Source organism: Chryseobacterium sp. UF-290, from assembly GCF_058245615.1.
Window position 1 is genome coordinate 1 of the sequence record NZ_JBSICB010000027.1, and the last position, 16,557, is coordinate 16,557.

Sequence of the window (16,557 nt, forward strand, 5' to 3'; positions counted from 1 at the left end):
TGGTTCTTCAGAATTTAATTATTATCTAATTTAATACTAAATCCTTTTGCAAATCTAAAGGCATTCGTGGCAAAAATAAAAAAGGGTATCTCGCAAATGAGATAACCTTTTTACCATTATTTTTTCAGATACAGATCAAAATAATCTGTGATTTTCTGCATCAGGTGAACCCTGTCTTTTCCGATCACGTTATGCGGATGGCCCGGATAAGTGAAATAGTCTAACTGGACACCATTATCAACAGCTGACTTGATGAACTTTATGGAATGCTGCCATACCACTACATCATCCTGAGCTCCGTGAATCATCAATAGCTTACCTTTAAGATTCTGAACTTTATCTAAAAGATTAGCTGTAGCGTACCCATGAGGGTTTTCCTGCGGCGTATCCATATATCTTTCTCCATACATAATCTCATACATGCTCCAGTCGATCACAGGTCCTCCTGCTACTCCTACTTTAAAGACATCCGGCTTACGAAGCATAAAGCTTGTCGTCATAAAACCTCCAAAGCTCCACCCATGAATTCCCATTCTTTCAGCGTCTACATAAGGAAGAGATTTTAAATAGTCTACACCTTTCATCTGGTCATCCATTTCTGTTGTTCCCAGATTTCTGAAAACAGCCTGCTCGAATTTCATTCCACGGTTGGCAGAACCTCTTCCATCCATGGTGAAGATGATATATCCGTTTTGGGCCATATATTCGTACCAAAGGTTTCCGGAAGCCGGGAACGTATTGGTGATCAGCTGAAGGTGAGGTCCGTTATACAAATAAACGATGGTAGGATATTTTTTGTTGGGGTCAAAGTTTGTAGGAAGGATAATTTTCCCGTACAAAGGGGTCCCGTCGTCCGCTTTTAATTCTACATTTTTGATTTCAGGTCTGTGATAATTTTTTAATGTATTTTCAGCAGTAAGAATATTGGTAGACTTCAGATTAGCTGTATTGATGAGATTGGCAACTCTTGGTGAGTTTGCATTGCTGTAGGTATCATAAATATAATTTCCGTCACTGCTCAGAACTCCGGTATGCATTCCTTCCGCATTGTCAAGCCTTTGCATTTTGAAATTCGTCCAGTTGATCTTATACAAATGTCTTTCTAAAGGGGTTTCTTTTGTAGAGGTAAAATAAATTTCTTTTTTCTTTTCGTTGAATCCCAGGATATCGGTTACCAGCCAGTCTCCTTTCGTGATCTGTGCGACCAATCCTTTTTCCAGGTTGTAGTGGAACAGGTGATTGTACCCTGTTCTCTGGCTCTGCCAGATAAAATCTGTATTGGAATTCGGGAAGAAGATAAGCGGATGCTGTGGCTCCACATATTTGCTGTCTGTTTCCTCAAATAAAGTTTTGACCAGTGTTCCGGTAATGGCATCATACTGATTCATCTTCATATGGTTCTGTCCTCTGTTCAGAACCGCCACAAAAATATATTTTGAATCCGGGCTCCATGTAACCGCTGTGAGATACTGGTCCTTTTCTCCTTCAACCTTCAGGAAAGTGGTTGATTGGGTTTTAATGTTGAAAACGCCTAGTGTCACCTGATGAGAGGTCTGACCAGCCATCGGGTATTTGATATTGTGATTAACGGCAGGGGTTACTGACCAGTCGATGATCGGGTAATCTGCCACCATGCTCTGATCCATTCTGTAGAAAGCTACACTTTCTGAGTTGGGAGCAGGGAAAATTCCGGTATCAATTCCGAATTCGTTTCTGTGAACAGCCTGTCCGCTGATGATATTCTCATTAGCTTCATGGGTTACTGCAATGGTTTTGCCGTTCTTATATACCAACAGATTATTCTTTACGGTAAAGGCAAAGGTCTCTCCGTCACCAAACATCTTTACATTGGCAGCATCCTGATCTACGGTAGCTGTGCTTTTTACTTTCCAATTGTTTCCTGATCTTTCGATCCAGGACATTTTCCCTTCTGTATTGAAATACCCCTGGGATGTACTGGTAAATTTAATCTGTGGAACAGCCTTTAGCTTATCTGTAGCAATCTGTTTGTTCAATTGAGACAGAGATACCAGTGTATCCTGTTTATTGGTTTTAAGATCGGTGATCAGATATCCGCCTTTTACAGCCTGAATATATCCTTTTCCATCAGCAGCCCATGAAAACTGTGAGATATTTTTCACCGCAAGGTTTGTTCTCATTCCATTGACAGCCTCCGCCATTGTAAATTTCTGGGTCTGGGCTAAAGATGAACCTCCCAGAACCAACATCAATAAAGAAAATCTATATAATTTCATTGTATAAAATTGAATCCGTCAAAAATAAGAAATAAAAGCCATCCGTTAATAAATGTTAAATTAAAACATTCATAAAATGGAATTAATGAATCGGTAAAAATAATTTCTTAACTTAATAGTAGAATTTAATAAAGGCTATTGGTGCAAAATTAATTTATAGAGCGTGTTCTGAGAGCAAAGATTTTATCTGCAATAAAATTGATGATGGCTATTCTCCTTTTGAATATTATAGTGTTTTTTGAATATGGCTTAAAAGAGATTTCTTTGTCACTTTGTTCCCCACATGAGAAATGTTATAATGAAGAAGAAGATCCTAGCCCCGATAGTAACGGTTACCCCGCAGCATAGATTGGAGGGTTTGAGCATTGGCGCGAGGAGTATGAGTGGATAGCGGGAAAAAGCTCCTAAAAAAGATAAAGTGAAAGCTGGATATTGAAATTATAGTGATAAAAGGATTCACAACTCAGGGCCAAAATTCATTATTAAGGCCTGATATGCATTTCTTATCCTATATCAATGACTTGTATAGGTGCTACAGTCTAAATTTGCATCATTAATAACAAACAAAAAATACAAAATACAATGGCAACACAATGGAACCTAGACCCAACACATAGTGAAATTACTTTCAAAGTAAAACACATGATGATCTCTAATGTAAAAGGAAGCTTCAGAAACTTCACTGCTGAAATTGAAGCTGACGACGATACTTTTGCTAATGCCAAAACAACAGCTACCATCCAGACCGATTCTGTTTTCACTAATAATACAGACAGAGATAATCACTTAAAATCTGCAGAGTTCTTTAATGCTGAGGCCTATCCAACAATCACTTTTGAGTCTCAGAAACTGAACGATCAGGTAGTTGGAAATCTTACCATCAACGGAATCACAAAGCCTGTAACGCTGGATGTAGAATTCGGCGGAATCAATGTAGATCCATGGGGAAATACAAAAGCCGGATTTTCTTTTGAAGGAAAAATCAGCAGAAAAGACTTTGGACTGAACTGGAACGCAGCGCTTGAAGCAGGAGGTGTAATGGTAAGCGACGATGTGAAAATCGCTGGAGAATTGCAGTTTGTAAAACAAGCATAATTTGTAACATACTTTGTAAAGGGTTCAGGGATTTTTTTAAAGCCTTGAACCTTTTATTTTTTTTATTAATCCTCATTATGAATCTTAATGATCTTCAAAATATAAGTGAAAGCTTCAAAAGCACTCAAAGAATGCCCGTCTTATTTCTTGGACATGGGTCTCCTATGAATGCCATTGAAGAAAATCAATTTGTGCAGGGCTTCCGGAAAGCCGCGACAGAAATTCCTAAGCCTAATGCGATCCTTTGTATCTCCGCCCATTGGTATACACAGGGGACTTTTGTAACAGCAATGGAAATGCCTAAAACAATCCATGACTTTTATGGTTTCCCCCAAGAACTTTTTGATGTGCAATATCCTGCTCCGGGAAGCCCGGAACTGGCCAAAGAAACAGCTGAACTTCTGCTACCGGCTGACGTAGAAGAGGACCATAGCTGGGGATTGGACCATGGAGCCTGGTCTGTGATCAAGCATATGTATCCTGATGCAGATATTCCTGTAATCCAGCTGAGCATTGATTATACGAAACCTCCTCAGTATCATTATGACCTTGCCAAAAGGCTGAATAAGCTTCGTGAAAAGGGAATTCTGATCATCGGAAGCGGAAATATCGTCCACAACCTCCGTCTGATCGACTGGAAAAACATCAATACGGTAGGTGCCGGATGGGACTGGGCAGTGGAAGCCCGTGAAAAAACCAATAACTGGCTTCTGGATGGAAATTTTCAGAATATTATCAGTTATCAGAAGCAGGGAACTTTCCTTCAGTATGCTGTGCCTACTCCTGATCATTATCTTCCCCTCCTCTACACATTAGGACTGAAAGATCAGTCTGAAGAACTGTCTCTCTTTAATGATGAACTTATTGGCGGTTCGCTGAGCATGACGAGTGTAAGGATTGGCTGAGCGTACTTTTGATTACAGTCTTCCAATAAGCATAAAAAATATCGGAAATAAAAAAGGAAATACCTCAGCTGAGATATTTCCTTTTTCTTTTATAATGGAATCGTTCTATTGTACAGCTTTTAAAACATTGATGTTTCCATAGCCATAGCTTGAATTAACGGTTGGATAATAGGTTGCGGACTGTCTCATTTTATTGAGCACCTGGTCTCTTGTCCATGATGGATTTTTAGCCCAAACCAGAGCCGCAATTCCTGCCGTAGCTGCTGTCGCTACTGAAGAACCACCAACATAATCAGCCTGTCCGTTATAGTAGCTCAGAACCGGAACCGTATTTCCTGAGGCTCTTTCCATCTGGAAAGTAAAGTCGATCTGGCTTCCGGAATGGCAGACATCACATTTCTGATTGGATGTTCCTTCTTTTACTCCTGTGATCGCCTGTGTTTCTGACATTGATGCAGGGAAGATCACTCCTACAAAATTGGTAAAGCTGGTAGATGTTCCGCCGGCACAGAAAATGAGCTTTCCTTTAGAATAAGCGTATTTTACTCCGTCTTCAATTTTTCCTACTGAAAAAATATGACCCATTGACATAGAAATGATTTTCACATTCGTATTGTTACCCAGCTCTGTAAAAGCAGTTTTCACCGCAGTCTGCTCACTGGAAGTTTCCAGTACAACATTAGCCGCAGCTCTGTATGCTATCAGATTGGCATTATAAGCCACTCCTACAGGTAATCCGGCATTATTTCGGGGAGCGGCCATTACGGAAGCCATTTTGGTTCCATGACCACACTGATCTCCTGAGCCGTCTGAGTTATAAACTCCCAGTTTACTGATGGTTCTTCCTGAAGAAGATCCGTTATTAAAGCTTCCTCCCAGTAAAGTCTGTTCCGGAGAAACTCCTGTATCGATCAGGCCAATGGTAACACCTGCTCCTGTGCTGTAACTCCATGCATCAGGAATATTATGCTTGGTAAAAGCCCATGGAATTTTTGCTCCCGGGGTGGTAGAGGTATAGTCTGCGGTGCTTAATGTCGCTGGTGAAAATCCACATCCTGAAGAACCACTGCCGGAAGATCTTGCAGCGGTGTTATATTTGCTTTCATTTTCAAAATAGTGATAATCTGCCGGCTCTACATACCGGATCGTTTTCATCTGCCGAAGGGCAGTAATGGTTTCTTCTTTATCAATAATGACATCCATCTGGTTCAGATACTTGTCTGAAATAAGAAGAAATCTTTCCGGATCTGTTCCTTCATATTTTTTAATGACAGCTAAAATTTCATTCTCCATTTCCTTATTATCCGGAGATTTACTTCTGTCAAAATCATCCTTGGAGGAACCAAAGCCAATGGACACCATTCTGTTTCCACGGAAAACAGCGCTCCACAAAAAATGATCAGATTCGTTTTTCCAGTTGAAAGTGCCTTCCGTTTTGATAGCCTGATTGATCCTTTCATTGATCTGCTTCTCGGTCAGCGGATCTTTCTGAACCATTTCCATTTTTGAATTTTCATTTTGAAGTTCTTCTCTGGTACACGAGTTTAAAGCAAAAAATATTGCTAAGAGGAATACAGTTTTTTTCATATGTTACAATTTTTGATTGGCATCACAATATAACACTTTACCGGGAATTACAAACCTTAAAAAAATGAATTTAGCATTACATAAATATTAATTTGATGTAAGCGCCGATTGGTATGGCTATTCTACTGATTTTTGATTGTCCAGAGTAACAGTTTATTGGCCACCAATACACAAATTTTTATTTATTAGTGCATTGGTGGCTAAAAAATATGAAAAAATAAGAGGTAAATATCCGGTTACGGCTTTAGGCACTCCAAATTTTGATCTGTAAAATTTTAAATGTAAAAAACCGGACTTCTTATCAGATTCCGGCTTATAAAGCTTTTTCGTAACAAACACTGCTGTCGACTCCGATGTATTGTCCATAATTAGGGATCTTATAAAATCCGCTTTTTTCATAAACGGAAACAGCATTGTGTAATTCCTGAGAAGTTTCCAATACCGCTTTTTTAAATCCTAATTCCTTCGCCCATATTTCAAGTTCTCTTACAACGGCTGAACCCAATCCTTTCTTCCTGAATTTTGGGTCCGTAAACATTCTCTTGATTTCTACAGTATCTTCTGAAAAGGGTTTGAATGCGCCACATGCCGCCGGAATATGGTCAACATATGCTACAATACAGTTTTTAATAGTATCGATCTTATTAAATTGATGAAAGAAGTCATGCTCCTCTCCATTATGCTCAGCAAGTGTTTCATCAAGGAGCTTTACCAGGCTTTGGAAGTCCGCATTACCGGAATCTGTTCTGCGTACGGTCATATTTATTTAAGAGTTAAAAATTAAAGGATTTAAAAGAAAAGATTGGCGGAAAATAAAAAGCTTCCTTTCGGAAGCTTTCATTTATATTACAGATTAGTTTACAATAAACTTTCTTTCGTTGATCAGTTCTGCAATCGCCAACATATCTTTACCGATCAGCCTGTCGTCTTCCAGCTTCGCAACTTTAGAACGAAGGATCGCAAAGTTTTCTTCAATTATTTTGGAACATTTAGAAGGTCTTCTGAATTCCAGACCTTGTGCAGCAAACATGAGCTCAACAGATAAGATATTCACAAGGTTTCCAAGAACCTGATTGAATTTTCTTCCTGAGATACTTCCCATAGAAACGTGGTCTTCCTGACCTAAACTGGTAGGAATAGAGTCTGCAGATGCCGGGAAACACAGTGTTTTATTTTCTGTCACCAAAGCCGCTGAAGTATATTGCGGGATCATAAATCCTGAATTTAATCCTGAGCTTTCCGTCAGCAATCTTGGGAGTCCGTATTTTCCTTCCAACAACAAATAACTTCTCCTGTCAGAAATGTTACCTAATTCCGCGGCCGCCAATGTAGCATAATCCAAAGGTAAAGCCATCAGCTGCCCGTGGAAGTTACCTCCTGAAATAGATTCTTCGGCACTCAATACAATCGGGTTATCGGTCACGGAATTCAGTTCCGTTTCGGCCATCCTTCTAAGGTGCTCAAAAGCATTTCTGCTGGCTCCGTGAACCTGTGGCACACATCTCATGGAGTAAGGATCCTGAACTCTCTCACAGTCTTCATGAGCTTTCATATTTTCTGATCCTTTTAAGAACTTAAGCATCCTTGCCGCTACCTTTTTGCTTCCTTCAAAAGGTCTGATGTCATGAAGCTCCTTTTTGAACGGACTTTCAGAACCTCTGTAAGCTTCAATACTCATCGCAGCGGTCATATCAGCAAGATCCAGCAGGTATTCAAATTTTTCCAATCCTTTGATCGCATGTGCCAGGATAAACTGTGTGCCATTAATCAGTCCAAGCCCTTCTTTCGGTCCTAAGGCCAATGGCTCAAGATCGTGCTTCTCCAGCACCTCCATTGTATCGGAAACTTTATCATCTTCCCAAACCTGTCCTAAGCCAAGCAAAGGCAATACAAGATGTGCCAAAGGAGCAAGGTCACCGGAAGCTCCTACAGATCCCTGCTCAGGCACTACGGGAATAATATCTTTCTCCAGCATCAGGATCATCCTCTCGATCACTTCCAGAGAAACACCGGAGAATCCTTTTGATAAAGCATGAACCTTGGCAATCATCATGATCTTGGAAAGTTCTTTGTCAATAGGTTTCCCTACACCTACCGCATGGGAAATAATCAGATTATATTGTAGCTGCGCCGTTTCATCAGCTGATATTTTAGTATCACACAATGGTCCGAAGCCGGTATTGATCCCATATACACATCTGTCGGATTCTACTATTTTCTGTACGTTTTGCTGAGATTTTAAGATCTGTCCTTTAGCTGCCTTGTTCAGCTTAGCTTTATTAGGTTTTTTACAGATTTCCAGGACATCGTGGAAAGTAAAAACATCTACTCCGTATATCATTTCTAAAAATTTTCTTAAAATTAAGCATTTAACCATAATTGGAGAAACTAAATTTGATCCTTCTATATTTTTATAAAAGCAAATGATTTAATTTACTATTTTAGCCCGAAAATTAAAAACTATAATACATGAGACTTAAATCTTTACTGCTTGCTTTATGCGTTGCAGGAACAACAGCTTTCGCACAGAAAGTAAAATACTCAAAGGAAGATATCAAAAAAATGGAGAATTACCTCTTCAATGAAGGCTTTAATACTCCATCTCCCAGGAAAACATCAACCATTATCTTAAAAGACGGAACAACCTACAAAGGATTCTGCAACAAAATTGAAACAAAAAAAGGGCAGATTTATGAGGTTTCCATTAAAGACAGCATAACGAAAAAGAATACCAACTTCATTGCCGACCAGATCAGTGAAATGTACGTATACCCGAACAATGCTGAAAAAATTGCAAAGGTTGCCAGGTACATGGGAAATATCAGAAACTTCGGAACCAAAAAGCTGACAAAGAATACCAATAACGACAGAATTTATTTTGTCAATCAGACGGTTTCTTTAAAAAATAAGAAGGACGACAAGGAATTCCTGATGCAGGTCATCAACCCTGGATTTGATGATATTATTGCCGTATATCATGATCCGAGAGCTAAAGAAACAGCAGGATTTTCCGTTATGGGTTCTCCCCAGCTTGGTGGTGGCGTTATCAAATCTTATTATATAAAGAAAGGAGACAAAGTAATGTGGCTTCATAAAGATGACTTCGAAGACAATTATGACTTTCTTTTCGGAGACAATCCTGAATTCCTGAAAAAATATCCTAAAAATTCTGTAGAATGGGATTATTTCAGCTTCCTTGTGAATGAATACACTGCTATGACGAACGGATAATATAATTCTACAATATTATAATAAGCCTGCACATCTCTGCAGGTTTTTCTTTTTTTAAATATGGAAAGTTTCCTTAATTTTGTTCTATGAATCCTTCTTTAGAATTACAGCTCAAAACTTTACCATCCGAACCCGGCGTTTATCGTTATTATGATAAGAATGATCAATTGCTGTATGTGGGAAAGGCTAAAAATCTAAAAAAGAGGGTTCTCTCCTACTTCAATAAAAACCTCTCCGGATACAGGATCAAAATAATGGTAAGTAAAATCCAGCGCCTGGAAACTACCATTGTAAACAGCGAATATGATGCTCTATTGCTGGAAAACAATCTCATCAAAGAACATCAGCCGTTTTATAATGTCATGCTGAAAGATGACAAGACCTACCCATGGATCTGCATTAAAAACGAAGATTTTCCAAGAATCTTCCTGACCAGAAATGTGATCAAGGACGGCTCGGAATATTACGGACCTTATGCAAAAGTACGCCCCGCTAAAATTTTATTGGATACCATTAAACATATTTATAAGCTCAGAACCTGCAACCTTAATCTTGCTCCGGCAAAAATAGCGGAAGGGAAATATAAAGTCTGCCTGGAATACCATATCAAAAATTGTGAGGGTCCCTGTGAAGATCTTGAAAGTAAAGAGGAATATGATGAAAAGATAGATGCCATCCGAGGGATCATCAAGGGAGATTTCCGGAAAGCCAAAGAATATCTGGTAAATCAGATGATGAAGCTGGCTTCCAATCTTCAGTTCGAAGAAGCTCAGATCATTAAGGAAAGACTGGATATCCTGGAAGATTATCAGGCAAAGAATACGATCGTGAATCCTAATATTGATGACGTGGACGTGTTTGGAATGACCAGTGATGAAACGGCTGCCTATGTCAATTTCTTTAAGATAAGAAATGGTAATATCATCCAGAGCTTTACTACAGAGATCAAAAAGATCCTCGAAGAAACAGATGAGGATATTATGGAGGAAGCTCTGATAGAGATCCGCCAGAAGTTCAGTTCCGATTCAAAAGAGGTGCTGCTTCCTTTCCATCTGTCTGTGGAAATTCCTAATGTAAAGCTGATTGTTCCCAAAGTGGGTGATAAGAAAAGAATTGTAGAACTTTCTGAGAAAAATGCGAAAGAGTATCGTCTGGAAAAGCTGAAACAGGTCCAGATTATAGATCCCGAAAGACATACTACCCGGATCATGGCTGAAATGCAGAAACTGCTCAGAATGCCTGTAGAGCCGAGACATATTGAAGGTTTTGATAATTCGAATATCCAGGGGACTCATCCTGTTTCCGCATGTGTTGTTTTTAAAGATGGCAAACCCAGCAAAGCAGACTATAGAATCTTTCATCCTAAAACAGTCGAAGGGCCTAATGATTTTGCAACCATGGAAGAAGTCATCTACCGTCGCTACAAAAGAATGCTGGACGAAGGAGAAAGCCTTCCCCAGCTGATCCTTATTGATGGGGGAAAAGGGCAATTATCATCCGCGGTAAAGAGCCTGAAATTACTAGGTCTTTATGGGAAAATTACGATCGTAGGAATCGCCAAAAGACTTGAAGAGATCTTCTTCCCTGAGGATCCAATTCCTTTGTATCTGGATAAGAAATCCGAAACATTAAAGATCTTACAAAGGGTACGTGATGAAGCTCACCGGTTTGGGGTAAAACATCACAGAACCAGAAGGAAGAATTCTACTATAAAATCGGAATTGGAAGAAATTCCAGGAGTGGGTGAAAAAACCATTGAATTACTGCTTTCCAGACTAAAATCCGTTAAACGAATCAAGGAATCCAATCTGGAAACCCTGGAGGAGATTTTAGGCAAAAGCAAAGCAAAAGTGATTTGGGAATTTTTCAATACCAATGGATAAATCCTCTTAACTTTTCATCAATAAAATAACGCTTTTCCGGCATTTCAAATTGGGTATTTATTTCATAAGAAAGAGATAAAAAGGTAAAAACACATTCAATATAATAACAAATTGTATTTTTTTATAAATATTTTACTGTATAATACTATTATTTGTATTTTTTTCGTAAATTAGTGTTATTAACTAAAAGCAATAATACCATGAAAAATATTTCTATTCTGCAAGCTCTGGCATACCTTTATTTACCATAATAGATGATTTACATTATTTTTAATGGCTTTTCAAAAGCGGAAGAATAGTTGAATTTCAAAGGTTAGTTGTTGTTAATTAATAGTTTCTTACCCATAGAAACTTGAAAAAACACATCAGCATATATGACGTAAAAGGCTCTTTTTAAGGGCCTTTTATATGTACACTATTTTATATAAAAAATCCTTAACTCAGATAGGGATATGAATTAAGGATAATATATTCTTCTGTTATATTCAGAAACTTATTTCCCTTTAAAAATTTCCTTGGAATATCTTCCGTCTGCCTGCGGCATATCGATCACAATATTTCCATTTTCGAAATATCCAATAGTTGTATTTCCATCAGCAAGCTTTACGATGAAAACCTCTTTTTTTGATGTTGTTTTAAAGACTGCAAAGGGAACAGAACTTCCGGATTTGGCTAAAATAAACTGACCGGCATCAACCTGTATTTTCTGAAGATCTGATTTGCCATTGGAATAAATATTGGCTGTGGGAGTAACGGAAGAAGTTACCGGCTCAGAAACGGTATTCTGAACGGTTTGAACAGCATCTGATGTTTGAGCCGGAAGCATGTCAACAGGATTTGAGAATGCTACCTGTGTCAGAGCCTGTTTCAAAGCATCGGGAAATCCTTCTTCAAATTCTTTAATATCTGAACGTCCTTTGGATTCTAGAATAACCTTTTTGTTGCAATCCTTGAACTGCAAGATCACTTTATTGGTAAATAAGCTTTTATCATTCAGAACCTCTGCATTAATAACATTGCAGGAATTATTTCTCGCCTCAGAGGGCCATTTGTCTATGGACTCCGGTAAAACTTCATATTTCTTACCCTGTAAAGCTTTTGCCAGATAAGCCTCCAATCCAAAGCTGCTGTTTTTAAAGGTCTGAAACTTTTCAGGAATCATCACATATTTATAATCTGAAACTTTTTGCGCAAAAACTGCTGTTGAGCAAATTGCCAACACAAACATTGAAATCTTTTTCATTTTGTCCGATTTAATCATTTCTGAATGCTCCCATATCCAGCTTAAGTGAGAAGAAGTTAGAATAGAAATTAGATCCGCCTATTCCTGAATTTGTAATCGCATAATCCAGTGTAAGCCCTCTATATCTTATCCCAATCCCTGCACTAGGCTGGAAAGAAACTTTCCTTTTAAGGTCTTCTATATCTGTAATCGATTGAAATCTGTTGATCCCCAATCTCACAAAAATCATTTTCTGGTAGCCTAATTCAGCACCAGCGTAAGGACTGATACTTGCAAAGTCTGTTGAAATCAAAGAGGCTGTTTTCGCAAAATCAACATTTAATCCGGCCTCCGGTAATACATATACGCTGCTATTGATCTCGAATACCTTACTTGCTCCTACATTCAGCTTTGGCATCGTAAGCTCCATCTTATCTTTAGGCGCCGGGTTGAATTCTTCACCATTGACAACAGCTGATAATTCCTTTTGATTCACACTCCAAAAGTTGACCGTCGTTGTGATATCACGAACCATTCCCCCGAATTTCCATCCGTTATCTGCTTTATAGATAGCTCCGACATCAAAACCGAAACCAAAGCCGTTGGCGAACTTACCTACATTTCTATAGACAATTTTCGCATTCACCCCTACATCCAGGTTTGGGTTCCCCCCTGGTCTGAACGCATAAGAGAGGATAGCCGCATAATCAGACTGTGAGAACTTCGTAATTTTATCGTAATCAATATTCCCTTCAGAATCAATCATCTGGGTTGTATTCAAAATATTATCTACCCCAAGTCTCACCACAGAAACTCCGAAAACACCTTCTTCCAATACTTTGGCATATGCTAAATAATCATATTTTGCAATCGACTCAAAGTATTCAGCATGCATCGCAGCTCCCTGCCAATCTCTTTCAATGGCCATCAAGCCCGCCGGGTTCCACATAGGAGCATAAACATCATCCTGATTGGAGATCACAGCTCCTCCCATTGCCAGTCCTCTTGCCCCAGCTCCGATATTTAAAAATTCATTGGAATATTTCCTGATAATCTGAGATTGAGACCACCCAAACAGCAGTGAAAATGCAAGTAAAAGATATTTTTTCATCATATAAATTTGATGCTTAGTTAAAGTTCTTAGTTTTTCTGGCTTTAATTAATCCATTTGCAATGATTGCCAGTATCATAACAGCTGAAGCAATATAAAATACAGGGCTCATATGTTCTGATTCCCCAAAGATAAAAAAAGCTAGTATAATTCCGTAGACAGGTTCCAAATTAACTGTTAAAATTAAAGTAAAAGGTGAAATATACTTCATTAATTTCACCGATTCCAACATCGGAAAAGCGGTAAAAACACTGGCTAACAAGCATATTAACGCCAGATCCCTGTAGTTTATTTCATTCATCTGAAAAATTTGCCCTGAAAGCAGATAAAATATCATTAAAACAAACCAACCACAGAAAATTTCATAAAATATAATGTTCCCGGAACTTGTCTTACCAAACATTTTACCGTTAAATACCGAAAAAATAGTCCCGAAAACAGCACACAATATTCCATAGATAATTCCTTCTTTAAAATGGAATTCCGTTTTAAAGATCAATAAAATACAGGCTACAATGACCGCTCCCATCACCACCTCGGAAACATCAATCTTTCTTTTAAAAATAACAGGTTCCAGAATCGAAGCAAAAAGCGTAGATAATGAAAGACAGCTCAGAGCTATTGAAACATTCGAAACTTTAATGGAATAAAAAAAACAATACCAGTGAAGTGCCATTGCAACACCTATTCCTGCCAGCTGGAAAAATATTTTTTTCGAGACCTTTATGCTTTCTTTTTTAAATACTCTAATAAATACAAAAAGAAAAACAGCAGCAAACAGCATCCTGTAGAATACCAGGATCTGAGCATTCGCATGAATCAGCTTTCCCAGGATAGCCGTAAATCCCCATAAAAATACAATCAGATGCAGCCTGAAAAGCGCCAATTTTTGCATAACCTACCTTCTTCAATTTTTTTTAACGTGCAAATTTACAAATAGGCTTTTACAAATCTTATAAAAAATCTAAATTTACTTTAATAAAAAAATTTACAAATAAGGTTTTTACGGATTTTTCTTTAGTTAATACATGGTTTACGTTATCATGTTTTGAGAATTGGGTTTTACTCCTTTTAAAAGATATCGGAAGAACAAAAATTCAACCACTGACCTTAATATAGTAGAGTACAGAAAATATTACTCATGATTCTAAGTGGGCATATTCCCTATAAAAAAACCCTGAAAATTTGTTAAACTTTCAGGGCCTTCAAATAATAAACTATTAAAAAAATAAACTAGGAACTTAGAGTATTTAGCAGAGAATATCACCTCTGTTACTCTGATGTAAAGTTAGAAAAAATATAAATTATTTAAAAATATTTTTTTGTTAAAAATTTCACAATTTCCTAAAAACCAAACTATTAAACACTTGTTTTACATCTAATCCATATTCCTCATAAAAATAGTATCTTTAAGCGTAAAAAATTGAAATTTTATGGACATCGAATTCAACAAACGAGAAGATCAGAACAGATTAAAATTATCAGCGATAAATCGCCTGCTCGCAGAAATTAAGAAAGGAGGTGGTGAGAAGAGACTTCAGAAGCTTCGTGAAGAGGGAAAAATGACGGCAAGGGAAAGAATAGATTACCTTCTCGATAAAAATTCAGATTCCATAGAAGTAGGTGCATTCGCGGGTTATGAAATGTATGCGGAACATGGTGGATGTCCTAGCGGAGGTGTAGTTGTTGTGATCGGTTATGTTTCCGGAAGACAATGTATCGTTGTAGCCAATGATGCCTCCGTAAAAGCTGGTGCCTGGTTTCCGATCACCGGAAAGAAAAACCTGAGAGCACAGGAAATCGCCATGGAGAATAAGCTTCCGATCATCTATCTTGTAGACTCTGCCGGTGTTTACCTTCCTATGCAGGATGAGATATTTCCTGACAAAGAACATTTCGGACGTATATTCAGAAATAATGCAAAGATGAGCTCAATGGGAATCATCCAGATTTCCGCTGTTATGGGCAGCTGTGTAGCCGGAGGAGCTTATCTGCCTATCATGAGTGATGAAGCGATGATCGTGGACAAAACAGGCTCTATTTTCCTCGCAGGAAGCTATCTTGTGAAAGCTGCTATCGGAGAAAGTATTGATAACGAAACCCTGGGAGGTGCTACCACACACTGTTCCATTTCTGGCGTTACAGATTATAAGGCTAAAAACGATAAAGATGCTTTAGACAGGATAAAGAATATCATGAAATCTATCGGAAGTACGGAAAAAGCAGGCTTTGACAGAATAGAAAGTTTCCCGCCAAAAGAAAATCCTGACCACATTTTTGGAATTATGCCGGTTTCCAGAGCTGAGCAATACGATACGTATGACATTATTAAATGTATTGTGGATAACTCTGAATATGATGAATATAAACCGGACTATGGCAAAAGTATTATTTGCGCAACAGCAAGAGTTGATGGCTGGTCTGTAGGAATAGTGGCCAATCAGAGAAAACTGGTAAAGAGCGGTAAAGGAGAAATGCAGTTCGGAGGGGTAATCTATTCCGATTCTGCAGATAAAGCAACCCGATTCATCGCCAACTGTAACCAAAGAAAGATTCCTTTGGTTTTCTTGCAGGATGTTACCGGATTCATGGTAGGTTCAAAATCAGAACATGGCGGAATCATTAAAGATGGTGCAAAGATGGTCAATGCTGTTTCTAATTCTGTAGTTCCTAAATTCACGATCATTACAGGAAATTCTTATGGAGCGGGAAATTACGCCATGTGTGGAAAAGCTTATGATCCAAGACTTATTGTTGCATGGCCGTGGGCCGATCTGGCAGTGATGGGAGGAGCACAAGCTGCAAAGGTATTAGCCCAGATTCAGGAATCTACTTTAAAGAAACAAGGTAAAGAAATTTCTGAGGAAGAACACAATGAAATTCTGGATACCATTTCCAAAAGATATCAGAAACAAACTGAGGCAACCTATGCTGCCGCAAGATTATGGACAGATGCTATCATCAATCCTGCTGATACCAGAAAATGGATTTCTATGGGAATTGAAGCTGCCAATCACGCCCCTATTACAGAGAAATTTAACTTAGGAGTAATACAGGTATAAGTAATCATACAAACGATATTAAAAAGCGTCTCAATAGGTAATTGAGGCGTTTTTTTTATTATCAATGGTCATTGATGAATTCAGCTGATAGTTGTATAGTATAAAAGAATTTGTAGTTTGTGGTTTGGGTATCCAGCAAAAAAAAGTCTCATGTATTTGTTATACATGAGACTTTTAAAAATAAAATAAAAACTGGCGGCGGCCTA

At 38.2% G+C, this 16,557-nt stretch carries 12 protein-coding genes; 5 read left to right on the top strand and 7 right to left on the bottom strand.

The window, feature by feature from the left end; translation table 11 throughout:
• Window positions 1–116 precede the first annotated feature (116 nt).
• The gene (locus tag AC4IF5_RS20160; protein ID WP_490737708.1) at window positions 117–2,255 is read right to left on the bottom strand and encodes a S9 family peptidase; all 2,139 of its coding nucleotides are present in this window, start codon (window positions 2,253–2,255) and stop codon (window positions 117–119) included.
• Window positions 2,256–2,837: 582 nt separating this feature from the next.
• Here AC4IF5_RS20160 and AC4IF5_RS20165 point away from each other — a divergent pair.
• Window positions 2,838–3,350, top strand: coding sequence for a YceI family protein (locus AC4IF5_RS20165; protein ID WP_490737710.1), 513 nt, complete (start codon window positions 2,838–2,840; stop codon window positions 3,348–3,350).
• Window positions 3,351–3,427: 77 nt separating this feature from the next.
• Entirely contained in the window at window positions 3,428–4,255 is an 828-nt protein-coding gene (ygiD, locus tag AC4IF5_RS20170; RefSeq protein ID WP_490737712.1) for a 4,5-DOPA-extradiol-dioxygenase, read from the top strand.
• Window positions 4,256–4,360: 105 nt separating this feature from the next.
• Here ygiD and AC4IF5_RS20175 read toward each other — a convergent pair whose 3' ends face one another.
• The 3 genes from AC4IF5_RS20175 to hutH form a co-directional block, all read right to left on the bottom strand.
• On the bottom strand, window positions 4,361–5,842 hold the full coding sequence (locus AC4IF5_RS20175) for a S8 family peptidase (protein WP_490737714.1): 1,482 nt from the start codon (window positions 5,840–5,842) through the stop codon (window positions 4,361–4,363).
• A 313-nt stretch (window positions 5,843–6,155) separates the two neighbouring features.
• Window positions 6,156–6,602 carry a GNAT family N-acetyltransferase gene (locus tag AC4IF5_RS20180; protein ID WP_490737716.1) on the bottom strand — a complete coding sequence of 149 codons (447 nt, stop codon included), beginning with the start codon at window positions 6,600–6,602 and terminating at the stop codon, window positions 6,156–6,158.
• Window positions 6,603–6,695: 93 nt separating this feature from the next.
• On the bottom strand, window positions 6,696–8,183 hold the full coding sequence (hutH, locus tag AC4IF5_RS20185) for a histidine ammonia-lyase (protein WP_490737718.1): 1,488 nt from the start codon (window positions 8,181–8,183) through the stop codon (window positions 6,696–6,698).
• 128 nt (window positions 8,184–8,311) lie between these two features.
• Here hutH and AC4IF5_RS20190 point away from each other — a divergent pair, with 128 nt between their 5' ends.
• Window positions 8,312–9,073, top strand: a complete 762-nt coding sequence (locus AC4IF5_RS20190; protein ID WP_490737720.1) for a hypothetical protein — start codon at window positions 8,312–8,314, stop codon at window positions 9,071–9,073.
• 86 nt (window positions 9,074–9,159) lie between these two features.
• The gene (gene uvrC, locus AC4IF5_RS20195; RefSeq protein ID WP_490737722.1) at window positions 9,160–10,956 is read left to right on the top strand and encodes an excinuclease ABC subunit UvrC; all 1,797 of its coding nucleotides are present in this window, start codon (window positions 9,160–9,162) and stop codon (window positions 10,954–10,956) included.
• Window positions 10,957–11,449: 493 nt separating this feature from the next.
• Here the strand turns inward: uvrC and AC4IF5_RS20200 are convergent, their stop codons facing one another.
• From AC4IF5_RS20200 to AC4IF5_RS20210, 3 genes are read right to left on the bottom strand one after another with little or no spacing between them, the layout of a single operon-like run.
• Window positions 11,450–12,199, bottom strand: a complete 750-nt coding sequence (locus AC4IF5_RS20200) for a hypothetical protein (protein ID WP_490737724.1) — start codon at window positions 12,197–12,199, stop codon at window positions 11,450–11,452.
• 10 nt (window positions 12,200–12,209) lie between these two features.
• Window positions 12,210–13,289 carry a putative type IX sorting system protein PorV2 gene (locus AC4IF5_RS20205; protein ID WP_490737725.1) on the bottom strand — a complete coding sequence of 360 codons (1,080 nt, stop codon included), beginning with the start codon at window positions 13,287–13,289 and terminating at the stop codon, window positions 12,210–12,212.
• A gap of 16 nt (window positions 13,290–13,305) precedes the next feature.
• Window positions 13,306–14,184 carry a DMT family transporter gene (locus AC4IF5_RS20210; RefSeq protein ID WP_490737727.1) on the bottom strand — a complete coding sequence of 293 codons (879 nt, stop codon included), beginning with the start codon at window positions 14,182–14,184 and terminating at the stop codon, window positions 13,306–13,308.
• A 538-nt stretch (window positions 14,185–14,722) separates the two neighbouring features.
• Here AC4IF5_RS20210 and AC4IF5_RS20215 point away from each other — a divergent pair.
• A complete protein-coding gene (locus AC4IF5_RS20215) occupies window positions 14,723–16,351 on the top strand; it encodes an acyl-CoA carboxylase subunit beta (protein ID WP_490737729.1) in 1,629 nt (542 codons plus the stop codon).
• Window positions 16,352–16,557: the final 206 nt, after the last annotated feature.

Coding starts and splice junctions, on each gene's coding strand:
- AC4IF5_RS20175 (WP_490737714.1), bottom strand. CDS start 5,842: ATGAAAAAAACTGTATTCCTCTTAGCAATATTTTTTGCTTTAAACTCG.
- AC4IF5_RS20205 (WP_490737725.1), bottom strand. CDS start 13,289: ATGAAAAAATATCTTTTACTTGCATTTTCACTGCTGTTTGGGTGGTCT.
- AC4IF5_RS20210 (WP_490737727.1), bottom strand. CDS start 14,184: ATGCAAAAATTGGCGCTTTTCAGGCTGCATCTGATTGTATTTTTATGG.
- AC4IF5_RS20215 (WP_490737729.1), top strand. CDS start 14,723: ATGGACATCGAATTCAACAAACGAGAAGATCAGAACAGATTAAAATTA.
- hutH (WP_490737718.1), bottom strand. CDS start 8,183: ATGATATACGGAGTAGATGTTTTTACTTTCCACGATGTCCTGGAAATC.
- ygiD (WP_490737712.1), top strand. CDS start 3,428: ATGAATCTTAATGATCTTCAAAATATAAGTGAAAGCTTCAAAAGCACT.
- AC4IF5_RS20180 (WP_490737716.1), bottom strand. CDS start 6,602: ATGACCGTACGCAGAACAGATTCCGGTAATGCGGACTTCCAAAGCCTG.
- AC4IF5_RS20160 (WP_490737708.1), bottom strand. CDS start 2,255: ATGAAATTATATAGATTTTCTTTATTGATGTTGGTTCTGGGAGGTTCA.
- AC4IF5_RS20190 (WP_490737720.1), top strand. CDS start 8,312: ATGAGACTTAAATCTTTACTGCTTGCTTTATGCGTTGCAGGAACAACA.
- uvrC (WP_490737722.1), top strand. CDS start 9,160: ATGAATCCTTCTTTAGAATTACAGCTCAAAACTTTACCATCCGAACCC.
- AC4IF5_RS20200 (WP_490737724.1), bottom strand. CDS start 12,199: ATGAAAAAGATTTCAATGTTTGTGTTGGCAATTTGCTCAACAGCAGTT.
- AC4IF5_RS20165 (WP_490737710.1), top strand. CDS start 2,838: ATGGCAACACAATGGAACCTAGACCCAACACATAGTGAAATTACTTTC.